Below are 23,796 nucleotides of genomic sequence, written 5' to 3' on the forward strand. Positions count from 1 at the left end.
TTATCGAGAATTGGCGCGCCGTTGTTCATCCTCGGCGCGCAATTCTGCCAACAATGCCTGCAAATAGCGCGACCGGCGCTCACCGCCGCCCAGACGCCGACAGCACTCCTCTTCAAGACTCAAATGATTGGTCTCGGCTGACGATTTCAATAATCGATACAGTTGCGCATCGATCTCCAGAATCAATCTGGCCATGGCTTCCCGCCTCCCTGCACACCCTCTGATCCCTGAATTGCGTGAACCTTGCGTGTTGTCGTTGACGCAAAGTTGTCGTGTCACACCTGTAACTTAGTAAATCAGAGCCACAGCCACTGGGACCACGTTCAGACGAGCGGCGAAACCACCTTGGGATTCGTTAATAAGCGGTTGCCAGGAAAGACTTTGCGGCGCAATGATCAACCCAGCGCAATCGCCCTCGAGGGACTAGATTTAATCTATTCACACTGTATTGAAGGCCGAAAAGGAGCGGCCCGTTGTGTATTTGTTGCGAAGGTTTTTTCCATGCACTGGAAAAACCACAGCCTGCATGCAAGGAGAAGTTGAATGCCTTACCTACCGAATGACCTCCTCAGCCGTCATTTTGAAGAAAGCGGCCACGACCTCATCAGCAAGGTCGAAGAGCAACTCAAGCTGGTTTCACCGAACAGCCCCAATATTCCGATTTACCGCGACATGATCCTGACTGTGCTACGCATGGCCCAGGAAGATCACAACCGCTGGAACGCCAAGATCACCCTGCAAGCCCTGCGCGAACTGGAGCACGCCTTTCGTGTGCTGGAACAGTTCAAGGGACGTCGCAAAGTCACGGTTTTCGGCTCGGCGCGCACACCGATTGAACATCCGCTGTACGGCATGGCCCGCGAACTCGGCGCTGCGATTGCACGCTCGGACCTGATGGTGATCACCGGTGCCGGCGGCGGGATCATGGCCGCCGCCCATGAAGGCGCCGGTCGGGAGCACAGCCTGGGTTTCAATATCACCCTGCCCTTCGAGCAACATGCCAACCCGACGGTGCAAGGCACGACCAATCTGCTGTCCTTCCACTTCTTCTTTACCCGCAAGCTGTTCTTCGTCAAAGAGGCTGATGCGCTGGTTTTATGTCCCGGCGGCTTCGGCACGCTGGACGAAGCGCTGGAAGTGCTGACCTTGATCCAGACGGGCAAAAGCCCCTTGGTCCCGGTGGTGTTGCTGGATGTGCCGGGTGGCACGTTCTGGCAAGGCGCGCTGGATTTTATCCAGCATCAACTGGCGGACAACCGGTACATCCTGCCCACGGATTTGAAGCTGGTCAGCCTGGTCTACAGCGCCGAAGAGGCGGTGGCCGAGATCAACCGGTTCTACAGCAACTTCCACTCCAGCCGCTGGCTCAAAAAGCAGTTTGTGATCCGCATGAATCATCAACTCAGCGAAGATGCGCTCGAAGAGATGCAAACGGCATTTGCCGATTTGTGCCTGAGCGATCATTTCCATCAGCACGTTTATGCCGGCGAAGAGCACGATGATCCGCAGTTCAGCCATCTGGCGCGGCTGGCTTTCACCTTCAATGCCCGTGACCACGGGCGCCTGCGCGAACTGGTGGATTACATCAATCTGCCGGAAAACTGGGAGCAGCCCCAACCCCAAGCGCAACAGCGTTCGCGGGAACCGTCCAACGTGAGCTAAACGACAGGCAAAAAAAAACGGCCCGCTATCGAAATAGCGGGCCGTTTTCATTTAATCGTCGACTCCTCGACCGCTGAACAAGCGGCTGATCATCTCCATGGAAAACCCCCGATAGCTGAGGAAACGCCCTTGCTTGGCACGTTCACGCATGTCGATCGGCAGGTGCCCGGCAAACTTGCGACGCCAGGTGTCTTCCAACTGTTCCTGCCAATTGATACCGCTCTCGCGTAATGCGAGTTCGATGTCAGGACGCTGCAGGCCGCGTTGGCTGAGTTCTTCGCGGATCCGCAACGGCCCATAGCCGGAACGGGCTCGGTAGGAGACAAAGCTTTCGAGGTAGCGGGATTCGGAGAGCAAGCCCTCTTCCGTCAGCCGGTCGAGCGCGGTGTCGATCATTTCAGGGAGAGCGCCGCGCTGACGCAGTTTACGCGTCAGCTCGACTCGACCGTGCTCGCGTCGGGCGAGCAGGTCCATGGCGGTTCGCCGCACCGCGACGAGTGTATCGAGTACGGCGGTCATCGGATCAATCAGATATCAGCGTCAGCCAGGTCATCAGCAGTCGCTTTGGCTGGCGATGCCTTGACGTCCGGTGCCGGGCTCAGCAGCTTGTCACGCAGTTGCTTCTCGAGCGTTGCGGCGATGTCCGGATTTTCTGCCAGGTACTTGGCCGAGTTGGCCTTGCCCTGACCGATCTTGGTGCCGTTGTAGGCATACCAGGCGCCGGACTTCTCGACGAAACCGTGCAGCACACCGAGGTCGATCATCTCACCGTTGAGGTAGATGCCTTTGCCGTAAAGAATCTGGAACTCGGCCTGACGGAACGGCGAAGCAACCTTGTTCTTCACAACCTTGACGCGGGTTTCGCTACCAACAACCTCGTCACCTTCTTTCACCGCGCCAGTACGGCGGATGTCCAGACGAACCGAGGCGTAGAACTTCAGCGCGTTACCACCGGTGGTGGTTTCCGGGCTGCCGAACATCACGCCGATTTTCATCCGGATCTGGTTGATGAAGATAACCAGGCAGTTGGCGTTCTTGATGTTACCGGTGATTTTACGCAGCGCCTGGGACATCAGACGGGCTTGCAGGCCGACGTGCATGTCACCCATTTCGCCTTCGATTTCAGCCTTCGGCACCAGTGCAGCAACGGAGTCGACGATGATCACGTCAACCGCGTTGGAACGCACCAGCATGTCGGTGATTTCCAGGGCCTGCTCGCCGGTGTCCGGCTGGGAAACCAGCAGGTCGTCGACGTTGACGCCCAGTTTGCCAGCGTACTCAGGGTCGAGTGCGTGTTCGGCGTCGACGAATGCGCAGGTCGCGCCGGCTTTCTGGGCCTGGGCGATCACGGACAGCGTCAGTGTGGTTTTACCGGAGGATTCAGGACCGTAGATCTCGACGATTCGACCTTTTGGCAGGCCGCCAATGCCGAGCGCGATGTCCAGACCCAGAGAGCCAGTGGAAATAGCCGGGATCGCCTGACGGTCTTGATCGCCCATACGCATCACGGCACCCTTGCCGAATTGACGTTCGATCTGACCCAGGGCCGCAGCCAAGGCTTTCTTCTTGTTGTCGTCCATTAAAGTCCTCACGTAATCAATAAGGCCTGACGGCCAACACCTGTATAAGTAGCCAGTATTATTCCACAGCGTTTGAGGATCGCCTACCCCTGATTTGAGATTTCTCCGGCGGCGTGGCGCAGCAGCCCCTCTAGCGCGGCCTTCACCGTTTGTCGGCGGACCTCGTCGCGGTTGCCGGCAAAGTGCTGGACCTCACTGAAAACCGCATCGCCGACACCCCAGGCCAGCCAGACCGTGCCCACCGGCTTGCTCGCCGAGCCGCCATCCGGCCCCGCGACACCGCTGACCGCCACGGCAAAATGCGCATGACTTTTGCCCTGCGCGCCAACCACCATGGCCTCGACCACCTCGCGACTGACCGCCCCCACCGATTCAAACAACGCCTCGGGGACATTCAATTGTGCGGTTTTCTGTCGGTTGGAGTACGTCACGTAGCCGGCCTCAAACCATGCCGAGCTCCCGGGAATACGCGTGATCGCCTCGGCAATCCCGCCACCGGTGCACGATTCGGCAGTGGTGACATGAGCATTGAGAACCTGCAGGCGTCTGCCAAGTTCAGCGGCCAGCTGGGTGATTTCTTTCACAGTCCTCTCCTGATCGAGCGCAATGGGACCACCGTACACGAGCAAATGCCGCTTGCAAGCCGCAGCATGGGTCCAAATGTTAGCGATCCAAGGCTTTGACATACGCCTGACACGCCTGCAAGGCGATCAATCCGCGGTCGCCGGCGTCGGTGATGGCGATAATTCGTTGAGCATGCGCCGGGTCAAGTCGGGCGCGTGCGGCGCCATGATCCACGCCGCCGGCGCCGGTGGCGGCGGGCATTGCGCAATGGGCGGCGACGTCGCTGGCGTCGAGAAGGACTGACAGGCGCACATCAGCAGTAGCAAGACGATCGCGCAAGCGATCCTGATCACGTTGGGCATCGCTTAGCACTCGATAATGGGTTTGCTCACTGGCCGACAAACGTTGCTCCAGAGCCTGGCGTCTAGCCTGCTCGGCCCGTTGCTGAGTCGCCGTTGCTTCGCTCAATTGACTCAGCGTTTCAGCGTGCAATCTGGCCTGCTCCGCCAGTTGCCGGCCAAACCGCCAATCCTGAACCTGCCAGGCCAGCGCCGCCGCAACACCCGCCAACACAGCCACCAACAGCACAATCCCAATCACTCGCCAGGACGTCATGCCGAAGGCTGGCATAACAGCGCCCTCGCCCGCGCCCACAATTGCAGGCGATCCTCGAGCCCGTTGAGACCACCGTTGATCCGCCGCGTGATGCTGTTGAACTGGTCGCGATCAGCCAGTTCGTTCAAGCCTTTCTGCTCCCAGAACCACGCGGCGGATTCTGCGGCCCATTGCGGTTTTTCCAACAGCTCGGGGATAAACAGCAAACGATCATCGCCGAACAAGCCAAGACTGCAGGTTCGGTAGTTATCGCGTCCGGTGATCTGAATCAGCCCACGGCCGCGGTACTTCTGGCCGTCGCCATCCGCCTGCGGGGTATTGCCCAAACGCGCGGCGAGGCTGCCGGTGTCGTACTTGCTCAGGTATTGGTCGCTGCCCAACTCCCGCACGTACTGCAACTGCCCCGACTCGTGGCCGACCTGCGCGAGGAACGCGGCGATGCGTTTCGGCGTGTTGATGTTGCGGTGGGTCATGGCGGTGTTGAGGGCGGAAATGAAAACGCCCGCTTGGGTGCGGGCGTTGGGCATGATGTTTTGTAATTGTTGCGTCGTGACATTCATAGGGTCGCCACTTTGTTGGTCAAACCATTCGTTTCAAAAAAGCGAGTACGCCTTCATCAGATACCTGACTTTCTGGCGGCGAATGCAACGGCTGAACCTCACCGCCCAATGCAACCCAGTTCAGATAATCGGCCCAGTCACGGTTAGCCGGGTCTGAAGGAATAAAAGCCAAGTCAGAAACGCGAACGACACCACTAACGGTCAACTGATAACTCATGCTTTACGCTCTCCTAAAGTTCTGCGTCCGCAGTCCACTCGATTTGCAATGTATGCCCAGTAGCACTACCAACGGCTGTTACCGTAGTGAAAGCAACGCTGCGATTTGTGTAGCCCTGGACGGCCGTTTCCGTACATGCCTTGGCAATTGACTGATTCCAGACTTGGTTGCTGTTATCACCCGGAGAGAATATCGAGACAGTTGCTTGAGCCCTTTTTTGCACAAAAAATGGAATGTTGATTCCGGACTGCCGACTGTTAGCGCCAACGACCTGACTGAAGGTCGCTTGAGACGTAACGGTGCCATTCCCCGCCTGTATCGCAAGTCCGGAATTGAAAGACTTCTCGAAATATCGCTGACAGCTGATTAACTGTTGCGTGACGGGCTGATACTCGTATGGCGTGGACACGGGCCCTGCTTCAAGTTGAATCTGCGCTAGGTCGACGGTCTGTAAAGCATTTAACGGCAGATTGAATGCCAGTCGCAGAAAGTCGTTATCCACAGTACTCAGCATCTTTCCGGCCAGTGATGGAACCTGAAAAGTCGATGTATACCGAGCCCAGGACGTGGTCAGTTCAAAGCTGCCTACGTTTATGGCGACAGCAGCCGACCCACCGGGCCCGAAGTTCTGAGCTATAGATACGTTCAATGGGCGAGGCGCATCAGACTTCGCCCAGAACGAGAGAGTGGCGACGCTGCCTGCCAGCGTTCTTACCGATTCGATACTTTGTGATATCTGGTGAATTGTCGCGCCGGAGCCAGCGATTATTTGCTGCCAGCGCAGGAAATGCCTAGGCTCATTGGGAACTTCGGTCTGCCCCAACGAAAAATTTTGCCGGGCGATGTTCACGCCCGCGTTGCCGTTCCAGTCACACCGAAAACGATCCGCAATGTAGCCGCCGACGTTGGGCGCAAGATTTGACGATCCGCGCTGCCAGATATCAAAACCACCGTTGATAAGGACGTTTTTTCGGTACACCTGCAAGGGGTAAAGTTGCAATGGATCCGGTTTTGACAGTTGCCGAATGGCCATTGCAAGTTGGCTATTCAGATCTTCCTTCGGCGTCAAACCTGCCTCCGTAATGGCGTTGCGAATTTCCTCCGTAACGGCATTACCCCAACGAGCCGGGATCAGCGAGCCAGGCTTGCCCGCCACCGGATCTTCATCGACAAATCGCCCGTCAACGAGTCCCGCGCTGGGAACACTCTTTGGATAATCCATCTATTTTTTCCTTGGTTAAAAGCCATCCCGCACCGGTTTATGGATGGGTGACCGACAGGGGTGAGGTTGGCCAGGCGATCTCAGCAGGGTAATCCGCCTGTTTCTCGATGCGATTCAACTCGACGCTATAGAGCTTCCACTCCATCAGGGCCAGTTGCTCATCGTCAGTGGCGTCGCCGATATCGTCAGCGTATTGAAGGGGAGCGATGCGCAGAACTGCCTCGCGCAGTAAATCATCGCGTTTCACCAATACTTGTCGCTGGAGATCAGCGAGTCTGGCTGCCTCATCTAGCATCCAAGTATCATTAGCCCAACAGTGATAAGCGCCCGGAAAAACCTGAGTTGTATAGCCGCTTGGCAAATCACCCAGTTCTACCCAAGTTTCTCTGAACCCCGTATCCGTGCGATATACATCACCTCGATAATCGGCTTGGAGCTTCAGTGCACCGTCGACGAACGCCCATGTATGGTCCCCTGGCGCCTCGGCTAATTCGATTCCCAACGAGACTGCATTGCTGGGTAACTGCACGCCCATGCCCGGCACTACCGGAAACTCGACAGGGCCGACCAAGGCGCCGCTTTTATCGATCAAATAATTAAACATAAGTACCTCAGATCAACTTGATTCGGCCCGGATAGGCAATGTTTCGAGGGCGGGTTTCAGTTGTGAAAGTCCCGATGGTGCCTATATCGACGTCGGCTCCGGCATTGAAGGCGGGATTAGGATAAGTCGTAGCGATGGTGGTACCGGTTGGGCTGTAATTAACGTCATGCCCCACATCCCATATCCCGTCAGGAATACTTGAGGCCGGACTGACTGAGCTGGTCGTGCCGGTGGGGAGAAAATGGTTATGTTTCTGCAGCGAGTGAAGCTGGTTGCTGCCCAGCGCTCGCGCCGGATCCAAGCCTCGTGACTCGTCAAGCACTCGAAGAAACTCCCCTCGCACCTCCGGAAGTCTGAAGTTCAACGCGCCATCTGCAGTGGTCCAGCCACCCTCCCTGCCACCTCTCGCCGCCTCCGTCGTCAACGCACCTGATGCTTGCGCGTGGTCCCATAACCAAGGCCATTCGCTACGTACAAGGACATTGCCATTGAGAGCGCCATAGCCCCCGGGGTTGATTTGCAGCGTGGTTTCGAACACTTGGCGTCCCAGGGCAGATCCGTCCAGACGGCCCACCGGCCACCAACTACCCACGCCATCGCTACGCAAATGCCACCAGTCACCACCGCCCATTAACACTAGAAATGGGTAGCCAACGGCTGAAAGATGGGTATGAAATCTGATCCGATCAGTGCCGTCAGCCTGGACCACCAGGCGACTACCGCTGTTGTCTACACGTCGGACGATTACATCGCGCACGCCCATGGCCAGATTGGCGGGAGGCAGTACCACGGTGGCGGCCCCCGGGCTGGCGTCGATCAATACCAGACCGAGTTCCTCCGGCGTCAGCATTTTCGAGGCCGCGATACGCGTCACCACCGATCGCGTGGGAGTAGTCACGGCAATGATTGCCTGGATCGCTTTCAGCAGTTGACCATTGTCCGCTTCCGAGGCAGCCATCCCGGCGCCCGCTACAACATTCAAAATCTCTTGCGTAACAGCGTTGCCCCAAACCGCGGGTATCAACGAGCCGGGCGAACCTGCGACCGGGTTTTCATCGACGAACCGTCCATTCACCAGTCCGACACTGGGGACGCTTTTTGGATAATCCATAGTGGGTGTTCCCTGTAATTAAGCCATGCACAGCCATTGGCAAAACAGCGCAGCAGGTCATGTATGAAAGAAAACGCCCACCGATGGGTGGGCGTTCTGAAATGATGATTGGTTAAGGTCTTCCTGAGCCGGGCCCTTTCACTACAGCATTGCCGGAGCTTGGCACGGCCCGCTAGTCATAATTAATGTGCACCCTGGTGTGTGCAGGTGCGCTGCGTTGAATCAGGCATTCCAGCGCCGAGCCCGGGTTCATGCCAAAGCGCTCCCCCCAATAACTGGCACCAAAACGGCGACCCAGCAGTAGCCGACCACCCGTGTTGAGGGTCCACATGAACTGTGCTTGCCACGTACCGAAGTGCGCCACGCCAAACCGAGAGCGGCCCATTCGCGGCGCTTCGAGTTCACTGATGGTGGCGTTCGGATAACCCTGCGTGCGGGCAATTTCGACGTAATAACCGATGGCCTGGCTGCCGACGGCGAGCAAACGACGGCGCACGGCGAGGCGCCGGTCGTCGAACAACGGGGTGGCGCCAAGGCATGGGTCGGGCAGGTTCATCACCCGCTCCCAATCGGGCACCAGTTCGCTGACGCCGGCCGGATCCATTTCGTTGAGCAACTCAGAGGCGCGAGCGTCAAGGCGTGACAATTCCTCGGCGATACCTACGAGCACCTCTTCCAGTTCCGGAACCTGCTCGGGGTCCCACGCCGGACCGCTAGGTAGTAAGTGGCGCAGTTGCGCGTGATATTGCGCGGCGGTTCTCAGGCCCATACGCAACCTCCGAACGTCAGCAACTGGTTGACGGCCGAATCGACATCGGCAGTGGGCGACGTCAGCGTGTGGTCGCTCTCACCGGTAGCGCTGCTGATCGCTTCGCGGATATGACTGATCAGCAAGGTGTCACCGAGACCGGCCTCACGGTTGTGCAAGTCGCGCAGCTGCGCTTCTACGGCTGCGCGCACCGCCGTCGTGTCCGGTGTGAGGCTCAGTGTGTAGACAACGGGCACCTGGATCGGCGCAAGCACATGTAACTCCGCTGTCACCGGTCGCAACGGTTCGATGTAGGCCTGGACTTCAGCCAATTGCGCCGGATTGGGCACCGGTTGCGGATCGTCGTCGCGCATGATGTACAAATTGACGATACCCAGTTTCGAGTAGGTGCCGCGACACCATGCACGGGTAACACCAGTGCACTCCAGCGCCCAGGTTTCGTAGTCTTGCGCCGAGCCGCCGTGAGGGATGATGCGATAGGAACTGATCACTCGCGAGCGCAGCGATTCAAGACTTTCACGGGCCACACCGCCGATCAGGCCTGGCGCCAGCACAGTGAAACTGTTGCCAGCGATTCCCTGGATCGGCTGCACCGGAATGAGCGTTATACCTGGATCAGCATTGCCCAGACTTCCGGCATCGAGCGCGGCGATCGCGGTGCTGTTGATGCCGTTGCTAGTAGTACGCGACGCGGTGACTTTGTAGGTGCGACCGTCACTCGATTGCAGCAGCGTGTCGACATCCAGCACCGCACCGGCGTTTGCAGTAAAGCTGACTTGGCCACTGGCGGCTTGCGCCGCTTTGCGTGGCTGGTTCAAACGCAATGCAGCGATCCGTTCCAGGGTCGATTCGTCGGCCTTGTCCGGGAGGATCTGCTCGGCAATCCAGTCGAGATAGCCATACAGGCCATAGGCTGCGCCACCGAGGGTGCGGGCCAAAACTTGCGCATCGGACTGGCGCAGCGAATCGCTGGCCAGGTCGCTTTGGGTGCGCTTGATCAGCACCGGCAGCGTAGGGGTTTCAAACGGCATAGATCACCTGCCAACTGTTATCAGGATTGATGTCCAGGCGCTCGCCATCGGCCAGGGTCAGAAACGTGCGCAGGTTCAGGCGCTGGGTGTCGAGGCGTTCGCTGATGATGTCGATGGCGCGGCAGTGACCATCGTCGATCAGCCACTGCAGCGCTTCGCGGGCATAGAACTCGGCGTCCATCTGCGTTTGCCGCGTCAACTTGACCCGGCGCAACAGCCACAGCCGCGAACCGATGCGATCGTCGGCGACGGTAGGAAAAGTGTCGCCCCACCAGCCGAAACGTTCCTCGTCATCAAGGCCATCGTCAGCGGCGGCGCGGCGCCAAGTGAATAGGCTGATCAGCACCGCGCGGGTCAGCGCGGCATGCAGGTTTTGACTGATGAACATCAATGGCCTCCCGCCGGCATGCCGGTCTGCCCGTTGCCCGCCTGCACGCCGACGTGCACGTGCTTGATCTGGCTGATACCGCCTGCGACTTGGTCGCCTTGTGAGATGATTTGGCCTGTCTGGGTCAGGGTCGGTGTGTCGATGTTCACTGCGCTGCTGGCGCGGATGTTAAGGGTCGCGGTCTGGATGTCGATGATTCGCCCGCGCTTGAAGTGAATCCGGTCGCCTTCGTCGGTGTAAATCGCCACTTCACCCTGAGCCAGAGCCTTGAGGCGGTAACGTCGATCAGCAACTACTAGAACGATAGCGTGGGAGCGATCGCCGCCCAGAAACGTAGCAATGCCTTCAGCCCCGGCCAGTGGATTGCTAGTGAAACCGTAGGGTTCGAAGTGTTCCATTTCGTCGTTCACTTCGCCGGCGGTGAGGCGCATCTGCAGCGATTGCAACTTGGTGGCCGAGTTGGCGAGCACGACAGTGCCGCGCGCCAGGAGGCGTGTCAGTAGGCTCATTGGGTTTCCTTCAGGTTCAGGCTGAATGCGATCAAGTGTGGGAGCGAGCTTGCTTGCGATGGCGGTGGGTCACGCGTTATAGATGTTGAAAGTGCTGCTGTCCTCCTGAGCAAGCTCGCTCCCACATGTTTGAGCGTCAACCTGAAGTTTTCTTGGGCGGCGTCGGATTGGCGTCGAAGGTGTATGGCGGTGCAACTTGCAGAGTGGTTACTGAGCCCTGCGCCGAAAGCGCATACGTGACTTTGGAAATCAGCATGTCGCCATCCACTTCCAGCACCGGATCCTTGACCTTGACCAGCGTGTTGTGACGCCACAAATCACCATTGGCCTGGCGCCAGCCCTGCACCTGATAAGTGCTGGTTAACGCCTTGCCGGCGCGAGTCCCGGCCTCCCATCTGGCCCGTTGCAATGCCAGTTCAGGAGTGATCTGCATGCCTTCATTGATCACCGTCACCCGCTTGCGTTTGTAGCCAAGATCGCTCGCGATCGCCTCGACTTCGCTGACGGCCGCCCCACTCTTCAGGTCATTGCCTTTTTGCTGACCGATTACCCGGTATTCGGCAAACACTTGGCTGTAATCCATTGGCGCGTTGGCCGAGAGAATGTTTTTGCCCAGTTCCAGACCATCACTGGCCCGCCCACCGCTTCCGGGTCGCGCCAGAACCACCCGGCCCTGAGCGTCATCAGTAGAAAACACGCGAAACAACGTCAGCAATCGATCAATGGACTGGAAGACCGTTTCCCCCGGCACGATGGTGTGACTGCCGAGCCGGGCGGTTTCGGTAATTTCACTGGTGACGAATACCGAGTACGAGGATGCCAGCGCCTCGACGATGCTCAGCAATGGTTGCTGGTGCCATTGGTTTGGACGGTTGATGGCGGCGCAGTCCACCAGGTCCTGGGTTTTCGAACTGCCTTCGACGCTCAGGCTGATTTGCCTGCCGTCATAGCTGATCGGTGCCTTGAACACGTATCCGGTAAGGACCAGTTCACTGCCGATACGCACCTCACATGGCGCACCGGGTTGAATCCGGCGCACCTGCGTCTGCCCCGGCCACTGCCAGGTAATGTCGAGCTTGAACGTGCGGAATTGACGCTCCAGATCCGCGATGATTTGCACGCTTTTCCAGCCGCCGTATTCCAGTCCATCAACGGTCAAAGTGACTTTGTTATCCAATTCACTCATGCCTTACTCCCCGGAGAGTTTCAGGTCATTGGGCGGGGAGAAACCGGGGTGGACAATGCCATTGCGCTGGGTCACCTCCTCCACTCGCGTCGCATCGCCCAACTGCTTAAAGGCAACCACCAGCGCTGGAAAGCTCTCTTGAAACGACTTGCTGACCAGCCTGACACCCGACGACGCAACGGCCGTCAGGTGCGCGCTGAGCTTGTGACGCAGGTCCGTCATGGCTTGATAATGGGCCGGATCGGCTTTGTTCGATGCTTGCTGGATTGCCTCCTCAAGCGCCGCGCGCAACGCCAGCACATCGTCGGCCACCGGCACGGCTTGGCGCTGTACCGGTTGCGCAGCTTGCTGCTCCAGTGAAGGCGTGGACCCGAGCTTGATCGCCCGCGAGGCTACCGGCATCGCGGCGACCCACTGCGCGACCTGTACCAGCAACGTGTCCTGCACCAGATTGGTCAATGCTTGCGCGGCGGCAGTGGTGTCATTGCCGGTGGTGATCTTCGGAGCGTCGGCCTTGCGGATGGCTTCGACCTGTTGGGAAACGTTGGCAATCACGCCACGGTAGCCGCTACGGGCGAAGTCCTTGAGCTCCTTGATGTCGCCGATCAAACCTTTGAATTCGGCCGCCACTTCCTTGGGTAACTCCTTGACCGCTTTGACCAGGTCGCTGATCTGCCGGTATTGATCGATCAGCGGCTGCAGTTGTTGCTGTACGACTGCGTAGACCTCCTTGATGCTATTGCGCAGGTCGGCAATGCCTATGCGCGCGGCTTTGATCAAGCTCATAGCGTCTTCGAAACGCGCCACCGCCGCCCCCAGAAAACTGTCAGCGGAGACCAACAACATTTGCTGCGTGCTGACGGTAGCGGTGGGAAATGGCAGCGGTTCATCGGGGTAAAACTTCAGTGCAAAAGTCACCAGTCCGCCGTCCTGGCGGGTGTGGGTCATGTCGCATTCGCCGACCTTGACTTGCAGCCGTCCCAACCACGGATGAACCAGTTCACCACTGCCCTGCTCCAGGGCCTTGAGCAGTTTGTCGCGCAGTTCCAGACAATCCGCGCCGACGATGAATGCCGTCAGGTCGTGAACCTTCGCTTGCTGGCCAAGGTTCTCGAAAAACGGTAAATCGCGCTGCGGGTATTCGTGCAACTGGCCCTTTTTACCGACCGGGGTTTTCGCCTGATCGACCCAGAAACCAGCGCCCCGAAAGGACGCCGGCAATAAACGGTCACGCCAGCTCATTGGAACCTCCCAGGGAAAGTGAGCGATAGCCGATGCGCGAATTGAGCATCAGCGCCGGTTGATTGGTTTGCGGCTGATCGGTGCGTAGGCCGGCCGGTGCGTTTTCAAAGCGCACGGTCAGGCCGCCTTCAAGTTGGGTGCGGTTGTTGGCGGCAGTTTGCTGGATAAGCGCGCTGGAGTTTTGCGTAAGGGAGCCCGTCAGCAACGACGGCGTTGGCGCCAAGTTGCCGGACGCCAACTCCGTGCTTGATGACGGCTTCGCATTGGCGCCAAAAAACGCCGGTGCCAATCCACCATTAGGTTCGGTATTGGTTTGCTGCTGCGCCTCGGCCAAGCTTTCAACCTTGCCGGTGACCTTGGCAATCACGCCCGCGAAGCCACCTTCAAACAATTCCTTGATCGGCGCGATGACGTCCTGAAGCTTGTTCCACAGACCGCTGAACCACTCGGTGATCGGTTCCCAGTTCTTGATGATTTGTCCCAACGGCGACCATTCGAACATCCCGCGCAAGAACTCCAGCGTTGGTGCGGCCAAGGCTTGCACCACGCCCCACAGCGCCGAGAACAACTCGCTGATCGGCTGCCATTTCGCCGCAATCTGCGTCATCGGCGACCATTCGAACACACTGATGAAGAAGTCTTTGAGCACTTGCGCCGAGGCTCGCAGCGTGGCCCACAGCGGATCGAGGAACGCGCTGATAGCGCCCCAGTTGTTGATGATCGTGCCCAGCGGCGAGTAATCGAACAACGTTCCGAATAAGTCTTTTATCGTCTGGGCCGCCAATTGCAGCGTGGTCCAGATCGCACCGAAGAAACCGGTGATGCTTCCCCAGTTGTTGAGGATCATGCCCAGCGGCGACCAGTCGAACAGGCCTTTGAGGAAGTCGATCACCGGCACCGTCATGGCCGTGAGCAGCTCCCAGGTCGCCGAGAACAAACCGGTCAACCCGGCCCAGTTGTCGATGATCATCCCGTAAGGCGTCCAGGAAAACGCCGTTTTGAGGAAACCCACCACCGAAGAGGTCAGCACCTTGATGCGCGCCCAGATGACGGAAAAGAACCCGGCAATCGGCGCCCAGTTGGCTATCAACATGCCGAGCGGCGTCCAGTTGAACACCGTACTCAACACCGCCATGGCCTTCGTTGCGAGGTTTTTCACGCCGTCCCAGAGCTGGGTGAAGAACGCTGAAATCGGCGTCCAGTTAGCAATTATCAGACCAGCCGCCAATGCGACACCCAAGGCGATCAGCATGATCGGACTGGTCTTGAGCACGCTGTTCATCAGGTCAAAAACCTGTGTCGCACCGGCTACGGCGGTTTGCATTGCTGAAAAAGCCATGGCACCGACTGCCAGCCCTTCGACCAGCTTCGGATTGTCATTGAGCAAACTGCCGACACCGGTCAACAAAGGCTCAAGACCGACCACCAGTGTGGCGACTGCCGGTGCCAGCGCGGCGTCGATGGAAGTCGAAACTTTGGCCATCGACGCACTGAAAATATTCATCTCTTGCGCAGCGCTCTCGGGCGCACCTGGCAAATCAACCGGCCTGGCCGACTCACTGACCTCGGCCAATTTAATCTTGAACGCGTCGGACGCCTTGATTCCCTCCAAGAAGGGCGTAATCACGCTGCCGCCATTGAACAGGCCACTGATGTCCAGCTTGCCGAGGCCGGCCTGCTCAAAACTGTTTTTAAAGCTGCCGACCTTCGAGACAAGGGCTTTGAGCTTGGGCGAGAGTTCGTCGATGCCGGTCAACAGCACCGATTTTTTGATCGTGTCTTCATCTGCCATCACTGCACCTGCTGCATCGCATTGATCCGTTGCGCGTGCTCCAGGGATTCCCGGAGCACATCCAGTGGCCTGGCCATCATCTGTTCGGGGTCAACCTTCCAGAACCAGGCCAGGTCATAGGCGACCGCGATCAGGTCGGTAATGGCTCCGACGCCGCACTCATGAAAAAACTCGCGACGGCCCAGCTCAGCGCGTTGAGGTCAGCCAGGTCCAACTGGTTGACCGACGACGGTGGAATGCCGGCGCAGACCGCGATGTATTTGGCCGCGACATCCATGTCGAGGCTGACTTCTTCGCTCTTGTCGATCTTGTACGGCAACGCTTTGATCGCCCGCACTTCCTGCACCGTCGGGCGGCGCAGGTTGAGTTCGGTCAAAGGCTCGCCGTGGGCTTCGATCGCAACTTGAAGCTTCACGGCGGCGCTCATTGCCAAGTCCCCTTGATGCCTTCGAATTTCAGTTCGATGGTCGCGTCATCGCCCTTGGACACCGGCTCTTCAACCAGATAGGCACCGGCCAGCACGTAGACTTTGCCGTTGCTGAATTCGCAGGTAACGGTCATGTCCACGCCTGCAATCAGTTGCTTGAGGGGGAAATCTGGGGTGTGTAGCGCCGTCACTTTAAAAGATGGCGCAATGTCGGTTTCCTTGTAGAAACCCGGTACGACGGTTTCGCGTTTGGTGGACATCAGTGGCGCTTCGCAGCCGCCATTGATCGTCAGTTGAGCGCCGTCGACTTTGACGTAGCAGGTGCCCGCAATCAGTTGACCCATGGTGTTTCTCCCTTCAAATAAAAAGCCCACGCAAGGTGGGCTGAAATCACAAACTCAAACGCGCGAATCAAGCCGCGTCGTCGTACTGCAGACGGAATTGGTTGAGCAGTGCGAACACGCGCAGGCCATTGATGTAATCCGGCGGAAACAGCACGTTTACGCGGCTCGGGTCCTGTACGTCGCGCTCGACAATCAGGTGCTCGGCGAACAGTTCGGCGTTCTCCACGTGGCCTTCCAGTTCGAGCTTGGCGTACTGGGCAATCAGCTCACCGCGAATGGTGCTCGGGGTGACGATTGGCTGGCCGGCGCCGAAACGGGTGCCGTCGGAGGCCAGTTTGTGGCGCCCGTATTTGCTGGTAATCACGCTTTGCAGACGACGCACGATGAACGCCGACTGGTGCATGGTTTCGCTGTCCAGGTAGGAGTTATCAGCCTGGCCGTAAGCGTTCTTCTGATAGGTGGTGATCGAGCGCTGTATGCGCACGTAACCGCCTTCGTAGTACGCGGTGGCGATGCCGTAGTTAAGCAGCGACTGACGCTCGGTCAGGGTGAAGCGCTCGCTGGCCGGCGCCGGGTCGAGACCTGGCAGGCTGCCGCTTTGGGTCGGACGGCTGGCGTCGGCGGAGATGAACACCGAAGTGCGCGCTGCCAGCGCCGCAGCCTGGACCCAGAACGGTTGCGGTACGCCCGGTTCCAGTGCCTGGATGGTCATGTGCTGGTCGTTACGCGCTTGGCCCGCAGCGACCAACGTGCCGATGGTGCCGCGCTTGGCGCTGTAGACGTGACCGAACAATTGCTTGGCCCACGACCAGCGTCCGGTGCTGTCATCCATGACGGCTTGCCAGGTGTTGAGGGACGACAGGTCCGAGAAGGGCAGACAGATGAACTCGAACGGTTCATCGCCCAGCGCCGCTACTGCAGCGACTTGATCCGGCACACCGGCGCCGCCGGTCATGGCGGTTATCGCCGAGGTAAGGCCCGCCGGAGTTTCTTCGCCATTGCTCTTGCCCAGGCGATTGAATTGCAGGCTGATGTCGTTGCCGCTGTCGCCCGTCCATTTCGCGCTCAAGGTAACGATGCCTTCCACCGCCGACGCGCTGACCGCCAGATCCGCCGCCGCGTTGATTTTCAGCGCCAACGCCGTCGCCGCTTGTGCCGCAGTGAAGCCATTGACGACAGCCGCTTGCACACGAATACCGCCGACGTACAGGTTGAGCACGCCACTTTGCGTCGCAGTTCCGGTCAGTGTCAGCACGCCTTTGGCCATGCTCCCGTCCGTGTTGTGCAGCGGCAGGCACCAGACCTCGCCGGTGGGGTCAGTTTTGCGCAAGGTTTCGTACATCGACGCAAGCATTGAACCTTGCCCGCCGATACTTTTCGCCAGCGCCACGCTGGACACCAGCACCAGTTTGCCGACATCGGCCGCAGTGATGTCATCGTTGACCTGGGCAACGATCAAACGGCGCATGGCAGACGACGTGCTATTGGCTGCCGAATTGTCCATCTCGGCGTAAAACAGCGGGACACGAATGTCCGCGGGGATGTTGCTGAATCCGATCGCCATTATTTGGCTCCCTGTGGTTTGGCCGCTTGCACGGCTTGGGTTGTGATATCGCCATCGTCCAGACGACGACGCCACCAAGCGTTGTCCGGCACTTCACGGCCGTCGGAGGGCAGCAGATCGCCCGCCTCCGGGTCCGGCACGACACGGCCAGGTGCCGGCAGCACGGTGATGCGTTTGCTCATGGGGTTACATCTCCAGGAAAAGTCATTTCCAGGCGCCCGTCGGGGCCTGGACGTTGCAGATTAGGGTCCGCCGGATCGATGGCATCGACCCGCACGGTGGCCCCGGTAAAGGACGACAAACCGTCCAGTTCACGCTCGTGCCAACTCTCTGCCGGCTGATTGGGCAGATTGCGGCCGAGCTGGAATTCGGCAAAAAAGCGCAGGCGATACAACGCCCGGTTGTTATCGATGGAAAGCAGTTCTCCGCCCTCATATTCGATAGCGTCGTAGTCGCTGCCCGGTTTGAACCCAACTAGCGCCCGCCACAACTCAGCGCGCAGGTCGTGCAACAGATCCAGCGTTTTTGTAGCGTCGCTGGTGTCAAGCACCAAGGTCACTTCGAAGCGGTCGCGAATAGGTTGCAGGGCGAGGTTTTGCGCAAGGCTTCTGCTCGCCACATCGGCGAGGGGCACAACGTAGGCAAAAGGGGTTTGAAGGTTCGTGTCGGTGTTCAGGGTGATTGGGTCGATGCCGGCCGCCACACGACTAGCCAGGGTTGGGCATTGCTCACGCAACTGCGTGAGGATCGGGGAGATCTTCATCAGGGCGCTCCAGTGTTTTATCAGGGGTTCAACTTTGATCAGAACGAGAATCACGCGGCGGCACATCGCAGACACCAATGCGCTTCGCCGCCCAACGCTCGTAAAGCCCGATGGCCACGTCCGCCCCGGCCATCGCCGTCAGGCAACCGAATGCGCAAGCCGCCCAGATCGACACCCCGGCGGCGTACAGCAGCATGATTGCCGAGACCCCGCAGATCACGCAGGCCCCGGAGCGCAATGCCAGGCGCCGGATCAGCGCCCAGCCTCGGGCGCCCTCCTTGTCGGCGCGCCACATTTCGCCAGACACCCCGCCCACCAGGGCGAGGACGATGACAAGCCAGATCGGCATGTCCAGCAACGCTTGTTGCTCGTTTGTCATGTCACACCTCCTGGTGTAATTGATGAGGAATGAGTTGTTTGTGTTTGTGTGTGGGTAGAGGAATGGATAGGTGTTTCAAACCTTGTCTCTCGACGTGCCTGACATCAGGTAGGCATTCCAAAAAGCCCGGCAACGCGCCGGGCTTTTCAGTAATGCGGTCCTGCGCTGATCGTTCGGCGCTACTGGCGCGGTACGGATCGATTCAAATTGTTTTTCCGACCGCGGTCCCTGCCCGCCGGATAACTGCTTTTGGTGCTTTACGCTGCACACCCGGGTCAGTTGCCAACCCTCTGAACCGTTGAGGCCGGTTCATCGCTGCCTTTGTCGTGGAACTAAAGAGCCTGGTTTCGAGCTGCTTTGTTGAGCCGCTTGAGACAAAGAATATGCATGGATGCATATACAGTCAATGCGTAAATGCATTTATTTATGCATCTGAAATGCACAGACGCATGAGAGCCCCGTGAATGCGGGTGTTGGCGGTTTTCTACAGACGAAAAAAAACCCGCCGGGCAGCGGGTTTTATCGGCGGGCGGTGACGTCAGCGGGCGTACATACCCCACCAGAAGACGTGACCGAGGATGACGATTTGCTCTTCCTGGATTTCCTGGAAGGTGTAGTCCTCGTCCGGGTGTTCGTCACGATTGAAGCTGCGCAGGCGAATCCCGGTCGGCAAGCGGTAAAGCTGTTTCACCCGCAACTGGCCGTTATGGTTGATCGCATAGAGGTCGCCGTCGACGATGTCGCCGATCCCGCATTTGCCGGCGTTGACCCCGACAGTCGCGCCATCGCGCAGCACAGGCAACATGCTGTTGCCGCGTACCGTCACGCATTTGGCTTGATCGAACTGCACCCCGTTGTGCCGCAGGCTGCGTTTGCCGAAGCGCAAGCTTGAGCGCTCGCTCTCTTCAATGACGAATCTTCCTGATCCTGCCGCCAATTCAACCTCGCGAAGAAAGGGCACGGACACCTCGTCGTCATCGACTGGGGTGTCGTCGTCCCACAAACTTATGTCCTTGAGTTCGGAATGTAGATGATCGCGGCCACCGCCAGCGGCGGGCGCAAGGTCCATGCGCCCGCGCAACTGGTCGGTGCTCACGGCGAAGTATTCGGCGATCTTCGAAATGTGTTTATCCGAAGGATCGACGATCTTCCCGCTGAGAATCCGCGAAAGCGTGGATTGCGGCACACCCGTGCGACGGTGAAGCTCCGTGGGGGAGATCCCGTGCTGATCGAGCAATGCTCTTAAGACTGAGGAAACGTTGCGTTTTTGCATAACGCGAATAATGCTTGATGTTTTTCAGGAAAACAAATGCAGATATGCATAAACCTGAAAAAAGAGGTCTACCGCCAGCGTCTGTGAGTGCTTTGCTGACCCTGCACTGCAAAGGAGGCACACAATTCTTGTTTCATTTACTACCACTTCATCCTTGACTGACCGGGCTAAGCTTCGCAGCTCCGAAGATTACGACTAACAAAAAGGAGTTTGCTCGTGGTGAATGAGACGATACCCGCAAGGCATCAAATGACGCCTGGAGAGATAAAGGTATCTGCCCAAGCGGTGAGCTTCGCTCGTGCAAACAAGAAGGCAATCGGAACGCGTCGGACGAACCAAGCAATTTATCCCCCGGAAGAAGCACCGGTGTCGGTGTTCATGGCGGGCTCCCCTGGGGCTGGTAAAACTGAAGCATCAATCGCCCTTTTGAATCTTTTCGCCGATACGAAAATCTTGAGGATTGATCCGGACGAGCTTCGGAACGAGTTTTCGGAATACACCGGTGCTAACTCTTGGCTTTTTCAGGGCGGCGTTTCGATCCTCGTCGAAAAAATACTCGACTTCGCTCTCGACCAGAGACAATCTTTTCTACTCGATGGCACGTTTTCAAACATTGATGTCGCCAGAAAAAATGTCGAGCGATCCTTGAAAAAGGGACGGTTTGTACAAATCCTGTACGTCTATCAAAATCCGCAACTTGCTTGGGGCTTTGTCAAAGCCCGAGAGGAAGCGGAGGGCAGAAGAATTCGCAAGGCGCATTTCATCGATCAGTATTTCGCAGCGCGTGACGTTGTAAACGCACTTAAGCTAGAGTACGGCAGCGATATACATGTGGATTTGCTGCTCAAACATATCGATAACTCAGGATGTCTTTACAAAGCCGGCGTCGATAAGATTGACTACCATATACCTGAGCGCCATACGCGGGCCGATCTTGAGGCCACGCTCGAATTATCATCAGGAGCGAAATCATGATTTCGATCAAGCCAGGCAGTAACAAGGGTGCCAAAAGCCTTTTTGCCGACTTTATCCGTAACGCTAAATCGGAGCAAAAAAAACGCGTTTACAGTGAGGTTTTGATCGAGGCGACCAAACAGCAGAATCTTGTGATGATGCAAGTCGAGACCAAACAAGGCTGACAGCACTTCGCAGATCATCGAGAAGCCCGGCCAAATGCCGGGCTTTTTTTGTTCCACGGTAATGGTCCGAGGCGCCATCGGGCTCAGATGCCTGCGCCCCACAGACCACCCATGTTAACCTTGCGCCCATCGCGGAAAAGCCGGGCCGATGCCCCTCCTTTGCCCTACATCTTTCAACGAGTTTTCCTGATTTCCGATGAATAAAGCACTCTCCGATCTGTCCTCCCACACGCCGATGATGCAGCAGTACTGGCGTCTGAAGAATCAGCACCCCGACCAGTTGATGTTCTACCGCATGGGCGACTTCTACGAGATCTTCTATGAAGACGCGAAGAAGGCCGCCAAGTTGCTGGACATTACCCTGACGGCCCGGGGGCAATCGGCGGGGCAGGCGATTCCGATGTGTGGGATTCCTTACCACGCCGCCGAAGGTTATCTGGCGAAGCTGGTGAAGCTTGGCGAGTCGGTGGTGATCTGTGAGCAGGTCGGCGATCCGGCGACCAGCAAAGGCCCGGTTGATCGTCAGGTGGTGCGGATTATTACGCCGGGCACGGTCAGTGATGAAGCGTTGCTCGATGAGCGTCGCGACAACCTGATCGCTGCGGTGCTGGGCGATGAGCGTCTGTTCGGTCTGGCAGTGCTCGACATCACCAGCGGCAACTTCACCGTGTTGGAAATCAAGGGTTGGGAAAATCTGCTGGCGGAACTGGAGCGGGTCAATCCGGTGGAACTGATGATCCCGGATGACTGGCCGAAGGACCTGCCGGCGGAGAAACGTCGTGGGGTTCGTCGCCGTGCGCCGTGGGATTTTGAACGCGATTCGGCGTTGAAAAGTCTCTGCCAGCAGTTTTCCACGCAAGACCTTAAAGGCTTCGGGTGCGAAAACCTGACGCTGGCCATCGGCGCCGCCGGTTGCCTGCTCAGCTACGCCAAGGAAACCCAGCGCACCGCCCTGCCGCACTTGCGCAGTTTGCGTCATGAGCGCCTGGACGACACTGTGGTGCTCGATGGCGCGAGCCGTCGCAACCTCGAGCTCGACACCAATCTGGCGGGCGGGCGCGACAATACCCTGCAATCGGTGGTCGATCGCTGCCAGACCGCCATGGGCAGCCGCTTGCTGACCCGCTGGCTCAACCGTCCACTGCGCGACTTGACTGTATTGCTCGCGCGTCAGACCTCGATCACCAATCTGCTCGACAGCTACCGTTTCGAAAAGCTGCAACCGCAGCTCAAGGAAATCGGCGACATCGAGCGAATTCTGGCGCGGATTGGTCTGCGTAACGCCCGCCCTCGCGACCTCGCTCGCCTGCGTGATGCCCTCGGCGCGCTGCCCGAGTTGCAAGTGGCGATGCGCGAGCTCGAAGCCCCGCACATCATTCAATTGGCCGCGACCACCAGCACCTACCCGGAACTGGCGGCGCTGCTGGAAAAAGCCATTATCGACAACCCGCCTGCGGTCATCCGTGACGGCGGCGTGTTGAAAACCGGTTACGACGCCGAACTCGACGACTTGCAATCGCTCAGCGAAAACGCCGGGCAGTTCCTTATTGATCTCGAAGCGCGCGAAAAGGCCCGCACCGGCCTCTCGCACCTGAAAGTCGGCTACAACCGCATCCACGGTTACTTCATCGAGTTGCCGAGCAAGCAAGCCGAGTCGGCGCCTGCAGACTACATCCGGCGCCAGACGCTCAAAGGTGCCGAGCGCTTCATTACGCCGGAACTCAAAGCGTTCGAAGACAAGGCGTTGTCGGCCAAGAGCCGTGCCCTGGCGCGTGAAAAGATGCTCTATGAAGCGCTGCTCGAAAGCCTGATCGCGCAACTGCCGCCGCTGCAAGACACCGCCGCTGCACTCGCCGAACTGGACGTGCTGAGCAACCTCGCCGAACGTGCGCTGAACCTCGATCTGAACTGCCCGCGTTTCGTCGAAGAGCCGTGCATGCGCATAAGCCAGGGTCGTCACCCGGTGGTCGAGCAAGTGCTGAGCACGCCGTTTGTGGCCAACGACCTGAGCCTCGACGACAACACGCGCATGCTGGTGATCACCGGCCCGAACATGGGCGGTAAATCCACTTATATGCGCCAGACCGCGTTGATCGTGTTGCTGGCGCACATCGGCAGTTTCGTCCCGGCGGCCAGTTGCGAACTGTCGCTGGTGGACCGGATCTTCACCCGCATCGGTTCCAGCGATGACTTGGCCGGCGGGCGTTCGACGTTCATGGTCGAAATGAGCGAAACCGCGAACATCCTGCACAACGCCACCGAGCGCAGCCTGGTGTTGATGGACGAAGTCGGTCGCGGCACCAGCACCTTCGACGGCCTGTCGCTGGCGTGGGCGGCGGCCGAGCGCTTGGCCTATCTGCGCGCCTACACGCTGTTCGCCACGCACTACTTTGAACTGACCGTATTGCCGGAAGCGCAACCGCTGGTGGCCAACGTGCACCTGAATGCCACCGAGCACAACGAACGCATCGTCTTCCTTCACCACGTGTTGCCCGGCCCGGCGAGCCAGAGCTACGGCTTGGCGGTCGCGCAACTGGCCGGTGTGCCGAGCGAAGTGATCGTGCGTGCTCGCGAGCATCTGGGTCGCCTTGAGGCCACCGCCCTGCCCCACGAAGTACCGAAACCGGTCAAGGGCAAACCGGCCGCGCCGCTGCAGAGCGACATGTTCGCCAGCCTGCCGCATCCGGTGCTCGACGAACTGGCTAAACTCGACCTGGATGATCTGAGTCCGCGTCGTGCGTTAGAAATGCTCTATGCACTAAAGACACGGATCTAACGCACTTGCCTGCAAGCTGTTAGAATCTCGCGCGGTTTGGGATGCTGCAGGCGTTTAGCCGGCCTGCAGACTATCGCTC

General features: G+C 58.5%; 28 protein-coding genes. 4 read left to right on the forward strand and 24 right to left on the reverse strand.

Annotated elements, in window-relative coordinates; genetic code table 11:
* On the reverse strand, positions 1 to 195 hold the full coding sequence (locus BI292_RS08780; RefSeq protein ID WP_054047053.1) for a hypothetical protein: 195 nt from the start codon (positions 193 to 195) through the stop codon (positions 1 to 3).
* Between the two features lie 348 nt (positions 196 to 543).
* Here BI292_RS08780 and BI292_RS08785 point away from each other — a divergent pair, with 348 nt between their 5' ends.
* Positions 544 to 1,662: a TIGR00730 family Rossman fold protein gene (locus BI292_RS08785; protein ID WP_092272310.1), complete on the forward strand. Its 1,119-nt coding sequence runs from the start codon at positions 544 to 546 to the stop codon at positions 1,660 to 1,662.
* 51 nt (positions 1,663 to 1,713) lie between these two features.
* On the opposite strand, the gene recX is transcribed toward BI292_RS08785, so the two are convergent.
* From recX to BI292_RS08900, 23 genes are all read right to left on the reverse strand, one after another.
* A complete protein-coding gene (gene recX / locus BI292_RS08790; protein WP_092272313.1) occupies positions 1,714 to 2,181 on the reverse strand; it encodes a recombination regulator RecX in 468 nt (155 codons plus the stop codon).
* 8 nt (positions 2,182 to 2,189) lie between these two features.
* Positions 2,190 to 3,242 (reverse strand): recombinase RecA, encoded by a 1,053-nt coding sequence (recA, locus tag BI292_RS08795; protein WP_092272316.1) that lies wholly within the window; start codon positions 3,240 to 3,242, stop codon positions 2,190 to 2,192.
* An 83-nt stretch (positions 3,243 to 3,325) separates the two neighbouring features.
* The gene (locus BI292_RS08800) at positions 3,326 to 3,826 is read right to left on the reverse strand and encodes a CinA family protein (protein WP_092272319.1); all 501 of its coding nucleotides are present in this window, start codon (positions 3,824 to 3,826) and stop codon (positions 3,326 to 3,328) included.
* A gap of 79 nt (positions 3,827 to 3,905) precedes the next feature.
* A complete protein-coding gene (locus BI292_RS08805) occupies positions 3,906 to 4,436 on the reverse strand; it encodes a lysis system i-spanin subunit Rz (protein ID WP_101207635.1) in 531 nt (176 codons plus the stop codon).
* A complete protein-coding gene (locus BI292_RS08810; protein ID WP_101207636.1) occupies positions 4,418 to 4,981 on the reverse strand; it encodes a glycoside hydrolase family 19 protein in 564 nt (187 codons plus the stop codon). Before BI292_RS08810 ends, BI292_RS08805 begins: the two co-directional genes overlap by 19 nt.
* Before the next feature lie 19 nt (positions 4,982 to 5,000).
* Positions 5,001 to 5,198, reverse strand: coding sequence for a hypothetical protein (locus tag BI292_RS08815; RefSeq protein WP_101207637.1), 198 nt, complete (start codon positions 5,196 to 5,198; stop codon positions 5,001 to 5,003).
* Positions 5,199 to 5,211: 13 nt separating this feature from the next.
* On the reverse strand, positions 5,212 to 6,420 hold the full coding sequence (locus BI292_RS08820) for a carbohydrate-binding protein CenC (protein ID WP_101207638.1): 1,209 nt from the start codon (positions 6,418 to 6,420) through the stop codon (positions 5,212 to 5,214).
* Between the two features lie 37 nt (positions 6,421 to 6,457).
* Positions 6,458 to 7,024 carry a tail fiber assembly protein gene (locus BI292_RS08825; RefSeq protein WP_101207639.1) on the reverse strand — a complete coding sequence of 189 codons (567 nt, stop codon included), beginning with the start codon at positions 7,022 to 7,024 and terminating at the stop codon, positions 6,458 to 6,460.
* A gap of 7 nt (positions 7,025 to 7,031) precedes the next feature.
* Positions 7,032 to 8,135: a phage tail protein gene (locus BI292_RS08830; RefSeq protein WP_101207640.1), complete on the reverse strand. Its 1,104-nt coding sequence runs from the start codon at positions 8,133 to 8,135 to the stop codon at positions 7,032 to 7,034.
* A 172-nt stretch (positions 8,136 to 8,307) separates the two neighbouring features.
* Positions 8,308 to 8,904 carry a YmfQ family protein gene (locus BI292_RS08835; protein WP_101207641.1) on the reverse strand — a complete coding sequence of 199 codons (597 nt, stop codon included), beginning with the start codon at positions 8,902 to 8,904 and terminating at the stop codon, positions 8,308 to 8,310.
* Positions 8,895 to 9,935 (reverse strand): baseplate J/gp47 family protein, encoded by a 1,041-nt coding sequence (locus BI292_RS08840; protein WP_101207642.1) that lies wholly within the window; start codon positions 9,933 to 9,935, stop codon positions 8,895 to 8,897. The genes BI292_RS08835 and BI292_RS08840 overlap by 10 nt, the downstream gene beginning before the upstream one ends.
* Complete coding sequence (locus BI292_RS08845) at positions 9,925 to 10,323, reverse strand: phage GP46 family protein (protein WP_101207643.1); 399 nt, start codon at positions 10,321 to 10,323, stop codon at positions 9,925 to 9,927. The genes BI292_RS08840 and BI292_RS08845 overlap by 11 nt, the downstream gene beginning before the upstream one ends.
* On the reverse strand, positions 10,323 to 10,832 hold the full coding sequence (locus BI292_RS08850) for a phage baseplate assembly protein V (protein WP_101207644.1): 510 nt from the start codon (positions 10,830 to 10,832) through the stop codon (positions 10,323 to 10,325). The genes BI292_RS08845 and BI292_RS08850 overlap by 1 nt, the downstream gene beginning before the upstream one ends.
* Before the next feature lie 136 nt (positions 10,833 to 10,968).
* Positions 10,969 to 12,018 (reverse strand): phage baseplate assembly protein, encoded by a 1,050-nt coding sequence (locus BI292_RS08855; protein WP_101207645.1) that lies wholly within the window; start codon positions 12,016 to 12,018, stop codon positions 10,969 to 10,971.
* Between the two features lie 3 nt (positions 12,019 to 12,021).
* A complete protein-coding gene (locus tag BI292_RS08860) occupies positions 12,022 to 13,260 on the reverse strand; it encodes a DNA circularization protein (protein ID WP_101207646.1) in 1,239 nt (412 codons plus the stop codon).
* The gene (locus tag BI292_RS08865; RefSeq protein ID WP_101207647.1) at positions 13,247 to 15,052 is read right to left on the reverse strand and encodes a phage tail protein; all 1,806 of its coding nucleotides are present in this window, start codon (positions 15,050 to 15,052) and stop codon (positions 13,247 to 13,249) included. Before BI292_RS08865 ends, BI292_RS08860 begins: the two co-directional genes overlap by 14 nt.
* Before the next feature lie 130 nt (positions 15,053 to 15,182).
* Positions 15,183 to 15,479 (reverse strand): phage tail assembly protein, encoded by a 297-nt coding sequence (locus BI292_RS08870; protein ID WP_101207648.1) that lies wholly within the window; start codon positions 15,477 to 15,479, stop codon positions 15,183 to 15,185.
* Positions 15,476 to 15,823 carry a phage tail tube protein gene (locus BI292_RS08875; protein WP_101207649.1) on the reverse strand — a complete coding sequence of 116 codons (348 nt, stop codon included), beginning with the start codon at positions 15,821 to 15,823 and terminating at the stop codon, positions 15,476 to 15,478. The genes BI292_RS08870 and BI292_RS08875 overlap by 4 nt, the downstream gene beginning before the upstream one ends.
* A gap of 67 nt (positions 15,824 to 15,890) precedes the next feature.
* Positions 15,891 to 17,387, reverse strand: a complete 1,497-nt coding sequence (locus BI292_RS08880) for a phage tail sheath subtilisin-like domain-containing protein (protein WP_101207650.1) — start codon at positions 17,385 to 17,387, stop codon at positions 15,891 to 15,893.
* The gene (locus tag BI292_RS08885; RefSeq protein ID WP_101207651.1) at positions 17,387 to 17,569 is read right to left on the reverse strand and encodes a DUF2635 domain-containing protein; all 183 of its coding nucleotides are present in this window, start codon (positions 17,567 to 17,569) and stop codon (positions 17,387 to 17,389) included. The genes BI292_RS08880 and BI292_RS08885 overlap by 1 nt, the downstream gene beginning before the upstream one ends.
* A complete protein-coding gene (locus BI292_RS08890) occupies positions 17,566 to 18,150 on the reverse strand; it encodes a hypothetical protein (RefSeq protein WP_101207652.1) in 585 nt (194 codons plus the stop codon). The genes BI292_RS08885 and BI292_RS08890 overlap by 4 nt, the downstream gene beginning before the upstream one ends.
* 28 nt (positions 18,151 to 18,178) lie before the next feature.
* Positions 18,179 to 18,529, reverse strand: coding sequence for a phage holin family protein (locus tag BI292_RS08895; RefSeq protein WP_101207653.1), 351 nt, complete (start codon positions 18,527 to 18,529; stop codon positions 18,179 to 18,181).
* 538 nt (positions 18,530 to 19,067) lie between these two features.
* Positions 19,068 to 19,802 (reverse strand): XRE family transcriptional regulator, encoded by a 735-nt coding sequence (locus BI292_RS08900; protein WP_092272372.1) that lies wholly within the window; start codon positions 19,800 to 19,802, stop codon positions 19,068 to 19,070.
* A 249-nt stretch (positions 19,803 to 20,051) separates the two neighbouring features.
* Here BI292_RS08900 and BI292_RS08905 point away from each other — a divergent pair, with 249 nt between their 5' ends.
* The 3 genes from BI292_RS08905 to mutS all read left to right on the forward strand — a co-directional run bounded on the left by BI292_RS08905 (position 20,052) and on the right by mutS (position 23,717).
* Positions 20,052 to 20,777 (forward strand): zeta toxin family protein, encoded by a 726-nt coding sequence (locus BI292_RS08905; RefSeq protein WP_101207660.1) that lies wholly within the window; start codon positions 20,052 to 20,054, stop codon positions 20,775 to 20,777.
* Positions 20,774 to 20,941, forward strand: coding sequence for a hypothetical protein (locus BI292_RS28925; protein ID WP_167370419.1), 168 nt, complete (start codon positions 20,774 to 20,776; stop codon positions 20,939 to 20,941). The genes BI292_RS08905 and BI292_RS28925 overlap by 4 nt, the downstream gene beginning before the upstream one ends.
* A 196-nt stretch (positions 20,942 to 21,137) precedes the next feature.
* Entirely contained in the window at positions 21,138 to 23,717 is a 2,580-nt protein-coding gene (mutS, locus tag BI292_RS08910) for a DNA mismatch repair protein MutS (RefSeq protein WP_101207654.1), read from the forward strand.
* Positions 23,718 to 23,796: the final 79 nt, after the last annotated feature.

Source organism: Pseudomonas sp. 43NM1, from assembly GCF_002836905.1.
Taxonomy (GTDB): domain Bacteria; phylum Pseudomonadota; class Gammaproteobacteria; order Pseudomonadales; family Pseudomonadaceae; genus Aquipseudomonas; species Aquipseudomonas prosekii.